At 70.8% G+C, this 15,971-nt stretch carries 15 protein-coding genes; 9 read left to right on the top strand and 6 right to left on the bottom strand.

All coding sequences use genetic code 11. The annotated features are described in order from the left end of the window. The first annotated feature begins 777 nt into the window (after positions 1-777). The 5 genes from ACZ7OI_RS42020 (at position 778) to ACZ7OI_RS42000 (ending at position 7,839) form a co-directional block, all read left to right on the top strand. Entirely contained in the window at positions 778-5,754 is a 4,977-nt protein-coding gene (locus ACZ7OI_RS42020) for an NAD-glutamate dehydrogenase (protein WP_470269704.1), read from the top strand. After that, positions 5,751-6,173: an acyl-CoA thioesterase gene (locus ACZ7OI_RS42015; protein WP_470269703.1), complete on the top strand. Its 423-nt coding sequence runs from the start codon at positions 5,751-5,753 to the stop codon at positions 6,171-6,173. The genes ACZ7OI_RS42020 and ACZ7OI_RS42015 overlap by 4 nt, the downstream gene beginning before the upstream one ends. Further along, positions 6,166-6,801, top strand: a complete 636-nt coding sequence (locus tag ACZ7OI_RS42010; protein ID WP_470269702.1) for a DUF8010 domain-containing protein — start codon at positions 6,166-6,168, stop codon at positions 6,799-6,801. The genes ACZ7OI_RS42015 and ACZ7OI_RS42010 overlap by 8 nt, the downstream gene beginning before the upstream one ends. Positions 6,802-6,839: 38 nt before the next feature. Beyond that, positions 6,840-7,097: a hypothetical protein gene (locus ACZ7OI_RS42005; protein WP_470269701.1), complete on the top strand. Its 258-nt coding sequence runs from the start codon at positions 6,840-6,842 to the stop codon at positions 7,095-7,097. A gap of 295 nt (positions 7,098-7,392) precedes the next feature. Further along, positions 7,393-7,839 carry a DUF6292 family protein gene (locus tag ACZ7OI_RS42000; RefSeq protein WP_470269700.1) on the top strand — a complete coding sequence of 149 codons (447 nt, stop codon included), beginning with the start codon at positions 7,393-7,395 and terminating at the stop codon, positions 7,837-7,839. Positions 7,840-8,075: 236 nt separating this feature from the next. Here ACZ7OI_RS42000 and ACZ7OI_RS41995 read toward each other — a convergent pair whose 3' ends face one another. Together ACZ7OI_RS41995 and ACZ7OI_RS41990 are read right to left on the bottom strand one after the other, a co-directional pair. After that, entirely contained in the window at positions 8,076-8,972 is an 897-nt protein-coding gene (locus ACZ7OI_RS41995) for an acyl-CoA desaturase (protein WP_470269699.1), read from the bottom strand. Positions 8,973-9,367: 395 nt separating this feature from the next. After that, positions 9,368-9,571 (bottom strand): cold-shock protein, encoded by a 204-nt coding sequence (locus tag ACZ7OI_RS41990; protein ID WP_037814060.1) that lies wholly within the window; start codon positions 9,569-9,571, stop codon positions 9,368-9,370. A 386-nt stretch (positions 9,572-9,957) separates the two neighbouring features. Between ACZ7OI_RS41990 and ACZ7OI_RS41985 the strand changes: the two genes are divergently transcribed. Continuing rightward, positions 9,958-10,146: a hypothetical protein gene (locus ACZ7OI_RS41985; RefSeq protein WP_470233472.1), complete on the top strand. Its 189-nt coding sequence runs from the start codon at positions 9,958-9,960 to the stop codon at positions 10,144-10,146. A gap of 59 nt (positions 10,147-10,205) precedes the next feature. Here the strand turns inward: ACZ7OI_RS41985 and ACZ7OI_RS41980 are convergent, their stop codons facing one another. From ACZ7OI_RS41980 to ACZ7OI_RS41970, 3 genes are read right to left on the bottom strand one after another with little or no spacing between them, the layout of a single operon-like run. Continuing rightward, positions 10,206-11,795, bottom strand: a complete 1,590-nt coding sequence (locus tag ACZ7OI_RS41980) for a glycoside hydrolase family 13 protein (RefSeq protein WP_470269698.1) — start codon at positions 11,793-11,795, stop codon at positions 10,206-10,208. Further along, on the bottom strand, positions 11,795-12,184 hold the full coding sequence (locus ACZ7OI_RS41975; RefSeq protein WP_470269697.1) for a globin: 390 nt from the start codon (positions 12,182-12,184) through the stop codon (positions 11,795-11,797). The genes ACZ7OI_RS41980 and ACZ7OI_RS41975 overlap by 1 nt, the downstream gene beginning before the upstream one ends. A gap of 28 nt (positions 12,185-12,212) precedes the next feature. After that, positions 12,213-13,214 (bottom strand): mechanosensitive ion channel family protein, encoded by a 1,002-nt coding sequence (locus tag ACZ7OI_RS41970; RefSeq protein ID WP_470269696.1) that lies wholly within the window; start codon positions 13,212-13,214, stop codon positions 12,213-12,215. A gap of 411 nt (positions 13,215-13,625) precedes the next feature. Between ACZ7OI_RS41970 and ACZ7OI_RS41965 the strand changes: the two genes are divergently transcribed. Continuing rightward, complete coding sequence (locus tag ACZ7OI_RS41965; protein WP_050788293.1) at positions 13,626-14,078, top strand: HNH endonuclease; 453 nt, start codon at positions 13,626-13,628, stop codon at positions 14,076-14,078. 135 nt (positions 14,079-14,213) lie between these two features. Here the strand turns inward: ACZ7OI_RS41965 and ACZ7OI_RS41960 are convergent, their stop codons facing one another. Next, on the bottom strand, positions 14,214-14,747 hold the full coding sequence (locus ACZ7OI_RS41960) for a hypothetical protein (protein WP_470269695.1): 534 nt from the start codon (positions 14,745-14,747) through the stop codon (positions 14,214-14,216). A gap of 285 nt (positions 14,748-15,032) precedes the next feature. Between ACZ7OI_RS41960 and ctaJ the strand changes: the two genes are divergently transcribed. After that, the gene (gene ctaJ / locus ACZ7OI_RS41955) at positions 15,033-15,287 is read left to right on the top strand and encodes an aa3-type cytochrome oxidase subunit CtaJ (protein WP_182894009.1); all 255 of its coding nucleotides are present in this window, start codon (positions 15,033-15,035) and stop codon (positions 15,285-15,287) included. After that, positions 15,274-15,756 (top strand): DUF5130 family protein, encoded by a 483-nt coding sequence (locus ACZ7OI_RS41950; protein ID WP_470269694.1) that lies wholly within the window; start codon positions 15,274-15,276, stop codon positions 15,754-15,756. The genes ctaJ and ACZ7OI_RS41950 overlap by 14 nt, the downstream gene beginning before the upstream one ends. Positions 15,757-15,971 lie beyond the last annotated feature (215 nt).

The raw sequence follows: 15,971 nt of genomic DNA, 5'->3' as shown, positions 1-15,971 counted from the left end.
CGGAAAGGCCTCTGCGGGAGTACCCCGCGGCGGAGCGCAAATGCCTCTGCGGGAGTACCCCGCGGCAGAGCGGAAAGGCCTCTGCGGGAGTACCCCGCGGCGGAGCGCAAAAGCCTCTGCGGGAGTACTCCGCGGCAGAGCGGAAAGCTCCGGTCGATCGCCGCCTTTTGCGCTGGGCCAAACGGTTTTCCCTCACCGACCGGCCGACCGGGCGCGCCGAGATTATGCAGCACAAGCCGCCCCGGCTCGACCGGTCTGCGAGCACCCCGGACCCGCCCTGTCCTGCAACCTGGCTGTTCCTCCCGGCGCGCCCTGTCCTAAAACCTGGCTGTTCCTCCCGGCCCACCCCGTCCTGAAACCCGACTACTCCTCCCAGCCGCCCGCCTGAAACCCGGCTGCTCCTCCCAGCCCACCCCGCTCCCTCCGCCGCAACGGAAGAATTAGCCCGTCCGGGTGGGAATTCTCGCAGGGGAGGGACGCAACCTTTTCCCTTCCCGCCGCGGGCGATACGGGCACTGAACCGATCCCGAAGCAGCCGCCGCGCCCGGGAAACCCGTCCTCCGGCCTCGTGCCAAGCCTTTTGCCGAAAGCCGCCCGCGCCGAACTCGCCGGTAGCTGAACCGATCCCGCGCGAGCGCACCGCCGGGGACCCCTGAAACGAACCTTAAGTCTTTCCCCGCCGCGCACGGGGGCGTCTGTCGGCGGATTAGGGTGAGGGAAGTCCGGCACGTTGTGGTGACGGACGCATCTCGGTCTCGCACACTGGAGAGTTGCTCAATGAGCTCGACGGGAGTCTCGTCCCCGCCCGATGTCGGCACCGAAGCCGGCGCCGCCCGCCGCACGGCCAGCCCGGAACAGATCCGGGACGAGCTGATCGACACCGCCGCGGCGCAGGCGCCGGAGATCGCGGACCTGATCCGCTTGTACTACCGGCACATTCCGGCCGACGAGATCGTCGGCGACGATCCGGTCGCGCTCGTCGGCGCGGTGCGCTCGCACCTGCAGCTGGCGAAGCAGCGCATGCCCGGACGCCCGGCGGTCCGCCTGCTGAACCCGACCACCGCCGAGGACGGCTGGACGCGCGACGCGACCGTCGTCCAGGTGGTCACCGACGACATGCCCTATCTCGTGGACAGCGTCACCGCGGAGTTCGCCCGCGACGGCGTGCAGGTGCAGCGCATCGTGCACCCGATCGTCGTGGTGAGCCGCGGCCTGACCGGCGAGCTGGAGGGCCTGCACCTCGACGCCGACCCGGCCGATCCGCCCGCTGGCGCGTCCGCGGAATCGTGGATGCTGGTGGAAATCGACCTCGTCACCGACCCGCAGCGGGCGCGCGAGCTGGACAACCGGCTGACGTCGGTGCTCGGCGACGTGCGCGAGGTCGTCGAGGACGCCGAGAAGATGGCGCAGACCGCCTGCTCGCTCGCGGAAACCCTCGAGCAGCACCCGCCGAAGCTCTCGGGCGACCAGGTCGTGGAGGGCTCCCGCCTGCTGCGCTGGCTCGCCGACGGCCACTTCACTTTCCTCGGCTACCGCAAGTACGAGCTGGTCGAGAGCCCGCAGCCGGACAGCGACGAGCCCGCCCTGCGCGCGGTTCTCGCGTCCGGGCTGGGCGTGCTGCGCCAGGACAGCCTCGCCGCGCGCAGCCTCACCGCGGGTCCGGACAGCTCGGTCGACGCGCTCGCGCCGTCGCTGCTCGTGCTCACCCAGGCCAGCGCGCCGAGCACGGTGCACCGTCCGGTTTATCCGTATTACGTCGGCGTGAAGACCTTCGACGAGCACGGCAAGGTCACCGGCGAGCACCGGTTCCTCGGCATGTTCACCACCACCGCGCTGCACGAGAACGTGCTCGACATCCCGGTGGTCGGCCAGCGGGTGCGCGAGGTGATCCACCGCGCCGGGTTCCCGATGGAGTCGTTCTCGGGCCAGCGGATGCTGGAGGTCCTGCAGAACTGGCCGCGCGCGGACCTGTTCTCCGCCGACACCGATTCGCTCTTCTACACCACCACCGGCGCGATCACCCTGTCCGACCGTCGCCGGCTGCGGCTGTTCCTGCGCCGCGACCCGTACGGCCGCTTCTACTCCTGCCTGGTCTACCTGCCGCGCGACCGCTACACGACGCGCTCGCGGCTGGCGATGCAGGAGGTGCTGCTGGAAGAACTCGAAGGCACGCAGCTGGAGTACAGCGCGCGCGTCGGCGAGACGCTGCTGGCGCAGGTGCACTTCATGGTGCACACCGACCCGACGAACGCGGTCGAGCCGGACACGCTGCGGATCCAGGAGCGGCTCAACACCGTCGTGCGCAGCTGGGACGACCGGCTGGTCGAGGCGATCATCGCCGAACGCCGCGAACGCGTCGGCGACGGCAGCCCGACCGGGATGACGGGCGAGGAGTCCGCGGTCGACCGCGGACAGCGCTTCGGCGCGGTGTTCCCCGAGGCGTACAAGGAAGATTTCACCGCCGAGGACGCGCTGGCCGACCTGGCCAAGCTCGACACCCTCGCCGACGAGGGCGACCTCGCGCTGTCGTTCTACCTGCCCGCGGACGCTGAACCCGGCGAGCGGCGCTTCAAGCTCTACCTGCGCGGCGAGGGCGTCACCCTGTCCAAGGTGCTGCCGGTGCTGCAGGCGATGGGCGTCGAGGTGGTGGACGAGCGGCCGTACGAGCTGTTCCGCGAGGACGGCGGGGCCAGCTGGATCTACGACTTCGGCCTGCGCGTCGACAAGAAGGGCCTCGAAGAAGCCGACGAGGCGGCCGCGGTCCAGGTGCGCGAGCGGTTCCAGGACGCGTTCCACGCGGCGTGGCAGGGCGAGGCGGAGGTCGACGGCCTCAACGCGCTCGTGCTGCGCGCCGGGCTCACCTGGCGCCAGGCGGCGGTGCTGCGGGCGTACTCGCGGTACCTGCAGCAGGCGCGCAGCCCGTTCTCCCAGGCCTACATCCAGAACACGCTCGTCAAGCACACCGAGGTCTCGACGAAACTGTTGCGGCTCTTCGAAACCCGCTGCGATCCGCAACTGTCCGATGTGGACCGGAAGACGCACGCGGAATCGCTGACCGCCGAGATCTCCTCGATGGTCGACGAGGTCACGAGCCTCGACGAGGACCGGATCCTGCGCCGGCTGCTCGCGGTCATCAACGCGACGCTGCGCACGAATTACCACGTGCGCGACGCCGACGGGAACCCGCGGCCGTACCTGGCGCTCAAGCTCGACCCGAGCGGCGTGCCCGAGCTGCCCGAGCCGCACCCGAAGTACGAGATCTTCGTGTACTCGCCGCGCGTCGAGGGCGTGCACCTGCGCTTCGGCGAGGTCGCCCGCGGCGGCCTGCGCTGGTCGGACCGGCAGGAGGACTTCCGCACCGAGATCCTGGGCCTGGTCAAGGCACAGGCGGTGAAGAACGCGGTGATCGTGCCGGTCGGCGCGAAGGGCGGCTTCGTGGTGAAGCGTCCGCCGCGCCCGACCGGCGACGCCGGCGTCGACCGCGACGCCCAGCTCACCGAGGGCATTTCCTGCTACCGGATGTTCATCTCCGGCCTGCTGGACCTCACCGACAACCGCGTCGAGGGCGAGACTGTGCCCGCGCCGAACGTGGTGCGCCACGACGCCGACGACAGCTACCTGGTCGTCGCGGCGGACAAGGGCACCGCGAAGTTCTCCGACATCGCCAACGAAGTCTCGGCGCAGTACGGCTTCTGGCTCGGCGACGCGTTCGCCTCCGGCGGTTCGGTCGGCTACGACCACAAGGCCATGGGCATCACCGCCAAGGGCGCGTGGGAGAGCGTGAAGCGGCACTTCCGCGAGCTGGGCAAGGACACCCAGACCGAGGACTTCACCGTCGTCGGCATCGGCGACATGATGGGCGACGTCTTCGGCAACGGCATGCTGCTGTCGCAGCACATCCGGCTGGTCGCGGCGTTCAACCACATGCACGTCTTCCTCGACCCGAACCCGGACGCCGCCTCGACCTACGCGGAGCGGAAGCGGCTGTTCGACCTGCCGCGCAGCTCGTGGGACGACTACGACCGCTCGCTGATCAGCGAGGGCGGCGGGATCTACCCGCGTTCGGCCAAGACCATCCCGATCACCCCGCAGGTCCGCGAGGCGCTCGGCCTCGACGAGGGCGTCACGAAGCTCGCCCCGATGGACCTGATCCAGGCGATCCTGCTGGCCCCGGTCGAACTGCTGTGGAACGGCGGCATCGGCACCTACGTCAAGGCCGAGAGCGAAAGCCAGGCCGCGGCGGGCGACAAGGCCAACGACGCGATCCGCGTCAACGGCAACCAGCTGCGCGTGCAGGTCGTCGGCGAGGGCGGCAACCTGGGCCTGACCCAGCTCGGCCGGATCGAATTCGCCCGCAGCGGCGGCAAGATCAACACCGACGCGCTCGACAACTCGGCCGGCGTCGACTGCTCCGACCACGAGGTCAACATCAAGATCCTGCTCGACCACCTCGTGGCGGGCGGCGAACTGCAGCACGCGCGGCGCAACGAGCTGCTCGGCGAGATGACCGACGAGGTCGGCTCGCTCGTGCTCGCCGACAACTACCGGCAGAACGCGGTGCTCGGCGTCAGCCGGGCGCACGCCGGGCCGATGGTCTCGGTGCACGCGCGGCAGGTGTCCGCACTGGTCGCGAAGGGCGCATTCGACCGCAAGCTGGAGGCGCTGCCGAGCCCGTCGCAGTTCCGCGCGCTGGAGAAGGCGGGCGAGGGCCTGACCTCGCCGGAGCTGGCGACGCTGCTCGCGCACGTGAAGCTCGACCTCAAGGACGAGCTGCTCGCCTCCGACCTGCCCGAATCCGAGGTGTTCACCCGCCGGCTGCCGGAGTACTTCCCGGCCCCGCTGCGCGAACCCTTCGCCGCGGCGATCGCGCAGCACCCGCTGCGCCGCCAGATCATCACCACGCTGATCACCAACGAGCTGGTCGACGGCGGCGGCATCTCGTTCGTCTACCGCCTGATGGAGGAGATGAACGCGACCGCCACCGACGCGGTGCGCGCGTACGCGGTGGTCACGCACGTCTACGACCTGCCGAAGCTGTGGGCCGAGATCGACGCGCTGGACAACGTGGTGCCGACCGCGATCGCGGACCGGATGGTGCTGGAGACGCGGCGGCTGCTCGACCGGGCCGCGCGCTGGTTCCTCACCAACCGCCCGCAGCCGCTCGCGCCGCTGGCCGAGATCAACCGGTTCGGCCCGGTGCTCGCGGAGCTCGGCCCGAAGCTGGGCGAGCTGCTGCGCGGGCGCGAACTGGAGTCGGTGGAGCAGGACGCGGCCGGGATGGTCTCCGAAGGCGTGCCCGCCGATCTCGCCCGCCGGGTGGCGCTGCTGCTGCACAGCTACGGCCTGCTCGACGTGGTCGAGGTGGCGGAGCTGGCCGAGCAGCAGGTCGGGCTCGACGCGACGCACACCCCGGCGGACACCGCCGAGCTGTACTACGCGCTGTCGGACCACCTGGACATCGACAAGATGCTCACCGAGATCAGCGCACTGGAACGCGGCAACCGCTGGCACGCCCTCGCCCGGCTCTCGCTGCGCGACGACGTGTACGGTTCCCTGCGCGCGATCGCGCTCGACGCACTGCGGCACAGCGATCAGGACCTGTCCGTCGACGAGCAGATCGAGCAATGGGAGAAAGCCAACGCGTCGCGGCTTTCGCGGGCGCGCGTGGCGCTGGACGAGATCACCCGTTCCGGGCGGCTCGACCTCGCGACGCTGTCCGTGGCCGCGCGCCAGATCCGGAGCACGGTGCGGTGACATTCGTTTCCCACGTCCAGCCGCGATGGTCGGACATGGACGTGTACGGGCACGTCAACCACGCGAACGTGGTGACGTTGCTCGAAGAGGCCCGGGTGCCCGTGCTGTTCGGCGAAGCCGAGCGCGCGGGGCTCACCGAGCTGCCGAAGGGCGTCGTGGTCGTGAAGCTCGGCGTGCACTACCGCGCGCCGATCGTCGCGACGCCCGGCCGCTCGGTGCGCGTGGAGATCACGCTCGCGGAGCTGAAAGCCTCGACGGTGACGCTCGGATACGTCGTGCGGACCGGCCCGGAAGCGGCCGATCCGGTCGCGGTCACCGCGGAAACCGTGCTGGCTCCGTACAACACGGTCGAGCTCCGGCCGCGCCGCTTCAGCGACGCGGAATCGGAATTCCTCAAGCGGGTGCTGGCCGATGCCTGAGCTGCGGATCGCCGATCCGGGAGACCGGGAGACGCTCAGCGCGTTCGTCGCCCGCGCGGTGCGGCTGGACGGCACGACCGCCGTCCGGCTGCGCCGCCGGGGCGACGACGTCGTCGAAGCGTGGACGGCCACGCCGTTCGAGGTCCTCGCCACCCGCGCGGTGTCGGGGACGGTGACCCCGGCGGACGTCACGGTGTCCGGCAACGAACTGCTCGCGGCGCTCGCCGTCGCGGGCGGCGAGGTGATGGACCCGGGTCCGGCGCGCGATTTGCTGTGGCAAGCCGAGCTTCCGGTGTCCGACCGCTGGCAGAAGGTCGACGAGCTGCCGGTCGGCGTGGTGTCGGAGCTGGCTGACCGCGGCGTCGCGCTCGCCCGCGACAACGCCGGGCCGCACGGCACGCCGCCCGCTTCGCTGATGGACCAGGCGGTGCTCACCGTCACCGGGGGAGACCTCGAGGTCAAGGTCCAGATGCGATGCCTGTTCGCGTTGTCCGGCATGGGTTTGTTCGATTCGTCGATCGACGGCGACGTGATCCGCGTGACCGCCACCGATTCGTGGCTGCGCCTCGACGCCCGCTACGGCGCGGTGCTGAAGCGGCGCCAAGCGTTGCTGCCGTTGTTGTTCTGAGGCTGGCGGGAGCCGTCCGGCGATGTCATCGTGAACGGATGACCGAACCCGACGGCGACCCGACCGAGGACTTCCTCGCCGAGGTCCGGGCCGAGGAAACGCCGTGGCGCACCGACCGGCCCGCGGACGCTGATCCCGCACCGGAAGCCGGGCCTGAGCCCGGCCGTGCCCGGTCGGTGGTGCGTGCGGTCGGCGAGGCCGCGCCGTATGTGCAGGCGGGGTTGTTCGCCGCGTGGGTGGCAACGTCGATCGCGGAGTCGGGCGACGGCGGTGACTTCGGCGGCCAGTCAGGGTGAGCTTGGCGGCGGGCGTGTCGCACCGTCTGTCCTAACGGGACTCTGTGCCGCGCGGATCGCCATGTCGATCGCGGATTCCGCCGTCGGCGGCGGCCGATCGAGCGACTTCGGCGGCGGCCAGAAGGGTTGATCTCGGCTCTGGGGTTGTCCCAGCGGGTAGAGTCGGAGTCCGGTCCAGCTGCCGGATGCCCGATCCGGTGCGACCCCGATCATCGCGACCGCCGGCCTTCGCGCGATTCGACGACCCCGGTTCGCCTTCGGCGCGAAGCGGAAGCGGCGGTGGAAGAGGAGACTCATGCTCCTGTCCGGTCCGGAACGCCCGATGTCCCTGCCCACCGCCGACGATCCGCAGGTGCTGCGGCAGGCTTTGGCCGCGTATGTGCGCGAGGTCGCTGCCGCGGTCGGGGTGTCGGTGGAGTGCTCGTCGTGCGAGGTCACCGACACGATCACCGCGTACATAGCGCTGAGCGGCCGGTCTCCGAGGTTCCCCGGCCGGGATTTGATGCTGCTGTGGACCATGCGGCAGGGCTGGTCGGTGGCGGTGGAGACGACGCCCGCCGAGTCCCCGCAGCCCGTGGCCCAGCTGGGCGGCGACGTGACGCCCGCGCCGGAACGGGTCCGGCGGTTCGTCGCGGACGTCTTGAGCTCGGCCGAGACAGCCGGGACGCCGAGGCCGGTGCTGGCGGTGTCCAGCCACGGCGACCTGCGGACCCGGCTCGAGGAGCGGGTCCGCAGGGCTTGAGTTTCCTCAGGCGGCCTTGAGCTTGCATGGCGCGCGGAGATTTGGCACAGCCAGATCATCCGAGCTGTCCACCGCTGACGCCGTGGCGGGTGCTGGAGTTGTGTGCTCGTCGAAGGGCGCAGGAGGCCAGACGCTCGCTGAACGGTGGCGTCCTTCGGAGCCGGTGCCTGGCGTTGTCCGGCCATGGCGACCTGCGGACCCAGCTCGACGAGCGGGTCCGCAGGGCCTGAACTGCCTCAAGCGGCCTTGAGCTTGCGGGCGAGCCGCTCGGCGCGGGGCCAGCGCACGTGCGAGGCCCAGCGGAACTTCTCGAACATCCAGATCAGCCGTGCGGAGATGTCGAGCTGTCCGCGGCCGACGCCGTGCCGCGCCCCGGTGGGGTCGGCGTGGTGCGAGTTGTGCCAGGACTCGCCGAACGACGCGATCGCCAGCGGCCAGAAGTTCGCCGAACGGTCGCGCGCCTCGAACGGGCGCTCGCCGATCAGGTGGCACAGCGAGTTGACCGACCAGGTCACGTGGTGCAGCGCGGCGACCCGGACCAGCCCGGCCCAGAAGAACGCGGTCAGCGCGCCCCACCAGGTCATCGTGATCAGCCCGCCCAGGAGCGCGGGCAGCAGCAGCGTCGCGACGGTCAGCACCGGGAAGAGCCGGTCGATCCGCTTCAGGTCGGCGTCGTCGAGGAGGTCCGGGGCGAAGCGGCGCGGGTTCGTCCGGTCGCGGCCGAACAGCCAGCCCATGTGCGCGTGCCAGAAGCCCTTCGCGAGCGCGGCCGGCGTGGTGCCGAAGCGCCACGGCGAATGCGGGTCGCCGTCGCGGTCGGAGTACGCGTGGTGGCGGCGGTGGTCGGCGACCCAGTCGATCACCGGTCCCTGCATGGCCATGCTGCCCGCGACGGCGAGCGCGATCCGCAGCCCGCGGCGGGCGCGGAACGCGCCGTGGGTGAAGTACCGGTGGAAGCCGACGGTGATGCCGAGGCCGCTGACGCAGTAGAAGGCGGCGGCGAGGCCGATGTCCAGCCAGCTGAGGCCCCAGCCCCAGGCCAGCGGCACCGCGGCGGCGACCGCGACGAGCGGGACGACGGCGAAGAGCTTCACCAGGAAGGCCTCGGTGCCGGTCTTGTGGCCGGCGAGCATGGGCTGCGGGGTTTTCGGGGGACGCTGGACGGTGCTCTGGGTGTCGATGGGTAACGCTCCTACTCGAGCTGGTCCGGCCGCCGCGCTCTGCGGGGCCGAGGCCGGTGCCGCGGCGGGTGTCCGGGGCGAGGGGGAGCCGCCGGACGGGGATGCGCCGTGCGTTGCGAACTGGCCAGGCAGGGGAGGGCCTCAAGGCCAGTCGCGACCTGCTCTGGTCAACGGGTGATCTTCGGTCCGGGTTCCCGGGACGCGGAAGACCTTGCGCGGCCGGGTGAATTCACCGGCGCGCACCAGAAGGTGGATCGAAATCGGGTGCCGTGAGCGGAAAATCCGCTCCGGCGAGGGTTTCCCCTGGTGCGGAAATCCTTCCGCACCAGGGGAAACACCAGCAGAACTCAGATGGCGCGGACGCCGGTGGCCTGCGGGCCCTTCTGGCCCTGGCCCACCTCGAACTCCACGCGCGCGTTTTCCTCAAGGCTGCGGAACCCGTTGCCCTGGATCTCCGAGTAGTGCACGAACACGTCGGCGCTGCCGTCGTCCGGGCTGATGAACCCGAAGCCCTTTTCGGCGTTGAACCACTTCACGGTGCCTTGCGTCATAAAAACTATCTCCATCGGACTAAACAGCAGATGCCACCTCGGCATCCGGGCCGGCGACCGATGGTGTGCCTTCCGAAAAGAGAAACACCACGCCCGCTACATCTTGCGAGCGTGGCTGCGGGACGTACCCACCGCACGAACACAAAACACGACCGCACTCAGTAAAGCACGCCGGAGCCGGTCTCACCAGAGTTGCCGCGCCGCGGGTCCACTGTGGACGCCCCGGCGCGCGGAGGGGACGGGCTCGCGGGCAGGCCGGGGGCGGGGAGTAGCGTCAGCACCGTCGAGAAGTCTCACCGTGCGCCGGCGCTCGAGCCGGCGTCGTCCCCGGCGGACCCGCCCCCGCGGTGCCGCCGGTGGCCCCTTCCACCTCGACGAGGAGCGACATGCGCTCGGAACGACGTCCGCTGTCCGCCGAAACCAGTGAATTCGCCCGCGCCCGGGTCTCCGCCGAACAAGACCTGCGCGTCCAGCAGGAACACGCCGCCCGCACCGTCGCCGGACACGCGCACGACGTCGACGACCTGCGGGGATTGCTCGACATGCTCGGCCTGGAGGCGGGCGCTCGAGTCTGACCCGCTCCTGGTGGGCGGCGCGGTCGCGCTGCCCGCCAGCGGCCGGACCCGTGGCTGGGCTACCCGAGCCAGGCCGCCGAGTCCGGCGCGAGCCTGCCGTCGATCAGCGGGCTGCTGGTCAGCAGTACCTCTCCCGGAGGCAGGGCGATCGAGCTGGCCGAGGTGTTCAGCGCGCAGATCAGTCCGCCCCGGCCGCGCCGGAACGCGAAACATCCGGCGGGAGCGCCGAACCACTGCAGCTCGTCGCCGCCCCGGAACGCCGGATGGTGTTTCCGCAGTTCCACCGCGCGCCGGTACAGCGACAGGGTCGATTCCGGGTCTTCGATCTGCCGTTCCACCGTCAGCGAAGCCCAGTCCGCGGGCATCGGCAGCCAGGTCTGCGCGGTGCGCGAGAACCCGTAGGGCGGAAGCGTGCCCTCCCACGGCAGCGGCACGCGCTCGCCGTCGCGGCTGAACTCCGGGCCCTGGGTGCGGGCGCGCGGGTCGGTCATCGCCTCCAGCGGCAGGTCGGCGTTCGGCAGGCCCAGCTCTTCGCCCTGGTACAGGTACACCGCGCCGGGCAGGGCGAGTTCCACCAGCGCCATCGCGCGCGCCCGCCGGACACCGGCCGCGCCCCCTCCGAAACGGCTCGCCGCGCGCCAGACGTCGTGATTGGACAGCGTCCAGGTCGCCGGAGCTCCCGCCGCGCGCGGCACCGCCAGCGAACGCTCGATCGACGTGCGCATCGCGTCCGCGTCGAAATGCGTGAGCACCAGGCGGAAGTTGAACGCCAGATGAAGTTCGTCCGGCCGCAGGTAGCGCGCCAGGCGCTCCTCGTCCTGCACCCAGATCTCGCCGACGGCCATCGTGTCCGGGTACTCGTCGAGCACCTTGCGGATCAGCTGGTGCACCTCGTGCACGCCGTCGTCGTCGAAGCGCGGATCGCCGAGCGCGCCGCCGCCGTGCGCGGGCGTGTCCGGGTCCATGTCGGGCAGCCCGGAGGGCTTGGACATCCCGTGCGCCACGTCGATCCGGAACCCGTCGACGCCCCGGTCCAGCCAGAAGCGCAGCGTGCGTTCGAGATCGGCGCGGACGTCCGGGCTGGCCCAGTTCAAGTCCGGCTGCTGCGGCGCGAACAGGTGCAGGTACCACTGCCCGTCCGGCACCCGCGTCCACGCCGGGCCGCCGAACACGCTGACCCAGTTGTTGGGCGGCTCGGCTCCGCCGGGACCGCGGCCGTCGCGGAAGTGGTAGCGCTCCCGCTCCGGGCTGCCCGGGCCGGCGGCCAGCGCGGACTTGAACCACGCGTGCTGGTTGCTCGTGTGGTTGGGCACCACGTCCACGGTGACCCGGATGCCGCGCCGGTGCGCCTCGGTGAGCAGCACGTCGAAGTCGCCGAGGGTGCCGAACATCGGGTCGACGCCGCGCGGGTCCGCCACGTCGTAGCCGTGGTCGGCCATCGGCGACGGGTAGAACGGCGTCAGCCACAGCGCGTCGACGCCCAGCAGTTCCAGGTAGCCCAGCTTGCTGCGGATGCCCTCGAGATCGCCGATGCCGTCCTCGCCCGAATCGGCGAACGACCGCACGTAGATCTCGTAGAACACCGCGTCCGACCACCACGCGGGCCGCGGAAGGCGGTCCGGCCGCCGTCCCGCGACCTCGCGTCTCATCAGACGAAGCTGTTCATCATGCTGTGCGCGGCCATTTCCAGGTACGCCCACAGCTGGCCGAGGTAGGGCTCGGGCAGGTTCTCCTCGTCGATCGCGATCCGGATGCAGCGCAGCCACGCGTCGCGTTCGATCGGGCCGATCTTGAACGGCGCGTGCCGCATCCGCAGCCGGGGGTGGCCGCGCTGGTCGGAGTAGGTGTGCGGACCGCCCCAGTACTGGATGAGGAACAGCCGGAACCGCTCCTCCGCCGGGCCGAGGTCCTCTTCCGGGTAGAGCGGGCGCAGCACCTCGTCGCGGGCCACTTCCTCGTAGAACCGCTTGATGATCCGGCGGAAGGTCGGTTCGCCGCCCACCGCCTCGTACAGGTTCGCCGGTTCCGGCTCGCTCACAGTCGACACACCTCCATCTTGCCCTGCCTCAGCTTCGCGGCGCGCCCGACTGCTTGTCTTGCATGGACGACAGCAACCGGCCGAGCGGCGGTTCGAAACCGGCCTCTTCCAGCGCGCCGAGCAGCTGCCCGCGCAGCTTCCGCTGCACCGCCCACTGCTTGCCCGGTCGCACCTTGACCGTCAGCCGCAACAGGATTCCCTCGGGCGTGACCTGTTCGACGCCGAGCATCTCCGGCGGCTCCAGGACGTTCACCGAGAGCGCGTCCGATTCGACCGCCTTCGTGGCCGCGCCGCTGAGCACCTCGGTGGCCTTGTCGACGTCCGCGGAGTAGCTCAGCGGGACGTCCACCACGGCGTACGCGAAGCCCTGGCTGGAGTTGCCGACGCGCAGCACCTCGCCGTTGCGGACGTACCAGACGGTGCCCTTCAGGTCGCGCAGCGTGGTGATGCGCAGGCCGACCGCCTCGACGGTGCCGGTCGCTTCGCCGATGTCCACGACGTCGCCGACGCCGTACTGGTCCTCGATCATCATGAACATCCCGGAAAGGAAGTCCTTGACCAGGTTCTGCGCGCCGAACCCGAGCGCGACGCCGACGATGCCGGCCGACGCGATGATCGGGGCCAGGTCGATGCCCAGCTCGCCCAGCACGAGGATGAACGCGAGGCCGTAGATCAGGAACGTGGACCCCGACTTCAGCACCGAGCCGATCGTCTTGGCGCGCTGCCTGCGCCGCTCGGTCACCGCAGTGCCCAGCATGTCCGGCGCGCGTTCGCGAAGCGGTCTCAACAGCGAGGGGATCTTGCCGCCGCTGCCCGAGGCCGGAAGCGTCGTGACCCGCTCGATCAGCCGCTTGGTGAGAAATCGCACCAGGAAGGCGACGACCAGGATCAGGACGATCTTCAGCGGCTTCGTCAGGAGCCAGCCCGCCGACGCGGCGAGCCACTCGTTGTGCGTGACCGAATAGACCTGGGCGCACCACGTCCCGGTCTCGGAGATGCAGGCGGGTGGAGCGCTGAGCACGGCATTCACTGGCGGAGATTGTCCTTTCGCTCTTCGTTGTCCCGGCGGCGCGCAGGCGGCCGCGGGGTGACCGGCGGGTCGCGGGTATGTGACACGTCACAGAACACGCGTGCGCCGGGGCCCTGATGTGTGGTCGACTATGCCTGCACCGGTGGAGGTGGTCGAGTGCCAGACCGACAACCCGTCCCCCTCGGCGGCGCCGGCCAAGCCATGGCCGAGCTGCCGCCGGAGGCGATCCTGCGTGCCTGCCCGGGAGGGTCCGCATCCGGCGGCTCCGTCCCGTCCGGGCCGGGGACCCGTCCAGGGGGAGCATCCCGTCCGCCCGGACAGCGTAGAGCCCGCGATCCGGTCGCCCCGGCGTGGGGGCGGCGCCGGGTCCTCCTGCTCAACGCCACTTTCGAGCCGCTGACCGCGGTGCCCATGCGGCGCGCGGTGGTGCTCGTCATGTGCGGCAAGGCGGAGGTCGTGCACGGCGATCCGGGCGGGGTGGAACTGCACGCCGCGACGGTGTCGCTGCCCGTCCCCTCGGTGATCCGGCTCAGCACGTACGTGCGGGTGCCCTACCGGGCGCAGGTGCCGCTCACCCGCGCCGGGCTGATGCACCGGGACCGGCACCGCTGCGCCTACTGCGGCGGGCGGGCCGAGACGATCGACCACGTCGTCCCGCGCAGCAAGGGCGGTCCGCACAGCTGGACCAACTGCGTCGCCTGCTGCGCGAAGTGCAACCACCGCAAGGCCGACCGTCTCCTGTCGGAGATCGGCTGGCGGCTGCGCGTGGTGCCGCGCGCCCCGCACGGCCCGCACTGGCGGCTGCTGGCGCATTCCAAAGAGGCCGATCCGCTGTGGCGGCCGTATCTCGGGTCGGCGGCCTAGCTTCCCGGACACGTCGGCGCCCCGGCTGCCTGTGCGGCGGCCGGGGCGAGCCGATGGATCGTGCTCGACGTGTCTGGTGCGGTACCGGGCGGTGCTGGCCGTGTTCGGCGGTGTTGCCCAGGTGCCCGGCAGGGGTCAGGCGGCGAGGCTGTAGTCGGCCTGGCAGGTGACCCGCGTGCCCATCGTGACCCGGGTGCCGCGCGTGACGCGAGTACCGCGGGTGACCCGGGTGCCCATGGTGACGCGGGTTCCGGCGGTGACCCGGGTGCCGCGGGTGACGCGGGTGCCCATCGTGACGCGCGTGCCGCAGGTGACGCGGGTGCCTGCCGTGACCCGAGTGCCCCTGGTGACGCGGGTTCCGCGCGTGACGCGGGTGCCGCGCGTGACGCGGGTGCCCATCGTGACGCGAGTGCCTGCCGTGACGCGCGTGCCCATCGTGACGCGGGTCCCGCGGGTGACGCGGGTTCCCCTCGTGACTCGAGTGCCCATGGTCACCCGGGTACCCATCGTGACGCGAGTGCCCGCGGTGACCCGGGTTCCGCGGGTGACCCGAGTGCCGCGCGTAACCCTGGTGCCGGACGTGACCCGCGTTCCGGGCACGAATTCGGTCTCGCTGGGTGACGAAATGGTCTCGGTGATCGCCTGAGCGGGGGTCTGGACGCTCTGCATGAGGTGTCCTCCTGGGACCGGTGCGTGACGGGCTGGGGCTGGGGAGGCGGGCGCAAGGCCCGTACAGGTGAAAAAGCTACGAGGATTTCAAGGTTCGGACAAGCCGGTATCGCCCGGTACGGCCGCCTGTACGGCGAGTTGCCATCTTTCGGCCCGCCGCCCTTCGCCCCAACGTTCCAGCGGGGGCGGGCCAAGCGGCGGACGGCGCCTCGGCGACGACGAACGGTCGCCGCCGGTCGCGGTGTCGCGCGGTGGCTCCGGAAGGCATCCGATACGCTCACCGGCGTGAACGTTGTCGAGACGATCCTGGTCTACGCGGTCATCCCCGGGGCCATTTACTTCGTGGTCGGCGCCGCGACCTTGCGGAAGAAGTTCTCGGGGACGCCGCGGTACCGTCCGGGGCAGCCGTGGGAGTACCCCGCGATGTGGTGGACCGCCAACCCGGACGGCGTAGGAGCCGCCCACGGCCCGGCGGTTGACGTGAATGCGGCGCCCGCGGGCGCCTCGACGGCCGCAGGAGGCGCTCGTGGCAAGTGGTGAACTGACCCAGACCGCGGTCGCGGAGAAGGACCTGGCCTTCGGCGAGGTCATCACCAACAGCGGCCGGCTGTCGGCGGCGAAGATGTACGAGCCCGAGGCCCCGACGAGCCCGTTCACGGTGCAGCAGCTTGCGCGCCTGGACGAGGCCCTGACCTTCGCGACCCGCGAAACCGGCCTCGGCTTCAGCATCTACCTGGGCGACCTCGGCGAAGACACCCGCGCCGGCGCGGAAAAGCTGCACGGCGAGACCGACGATCCCTCGAACGCGGTGCTGCTAGGCGTTTCGCCCGCGCAGCGCGTGATCGAGATCGTCACCGGCGAACGCGCCCACTCGCGCCTGCCCGACCGCGGCGCGAACCTGGCCGTGGCGAGCATGGTGGCCTCCTTCAAGGAAGGCGACCTGACCGGCGGCCTGGTCAACGCCCTGCGCATGCTGAGCGACCAAGCAGGCCCCGCCCCGAAGCACTAACCACACAGACAGACCCACAGAGCCGGTACGCCTTGGCGTACCGGCTCTTTTACGTCCCGGACCACCCACCAAACCGCAGCCGACGCACCCACCTCACCACGCACCCACACCTGGCCCTGCACCCCGATACGAAGCCAAAAACACGGGCTGAGGGTGCTTGTCAAGGCATCTTTCCCGCCTTGACAAGCACCCTCAGCCCGTAGTCACCATCAGCT

This window comes from Amycolatopsis sp. NPDC114503 (genome assembly GCF_055633655.1).
The sequence above is the reverse complement of the archived record's forward strand: the minus strand, read 5'-3'. Positions and strand labels throughout refer to the sequence as shown.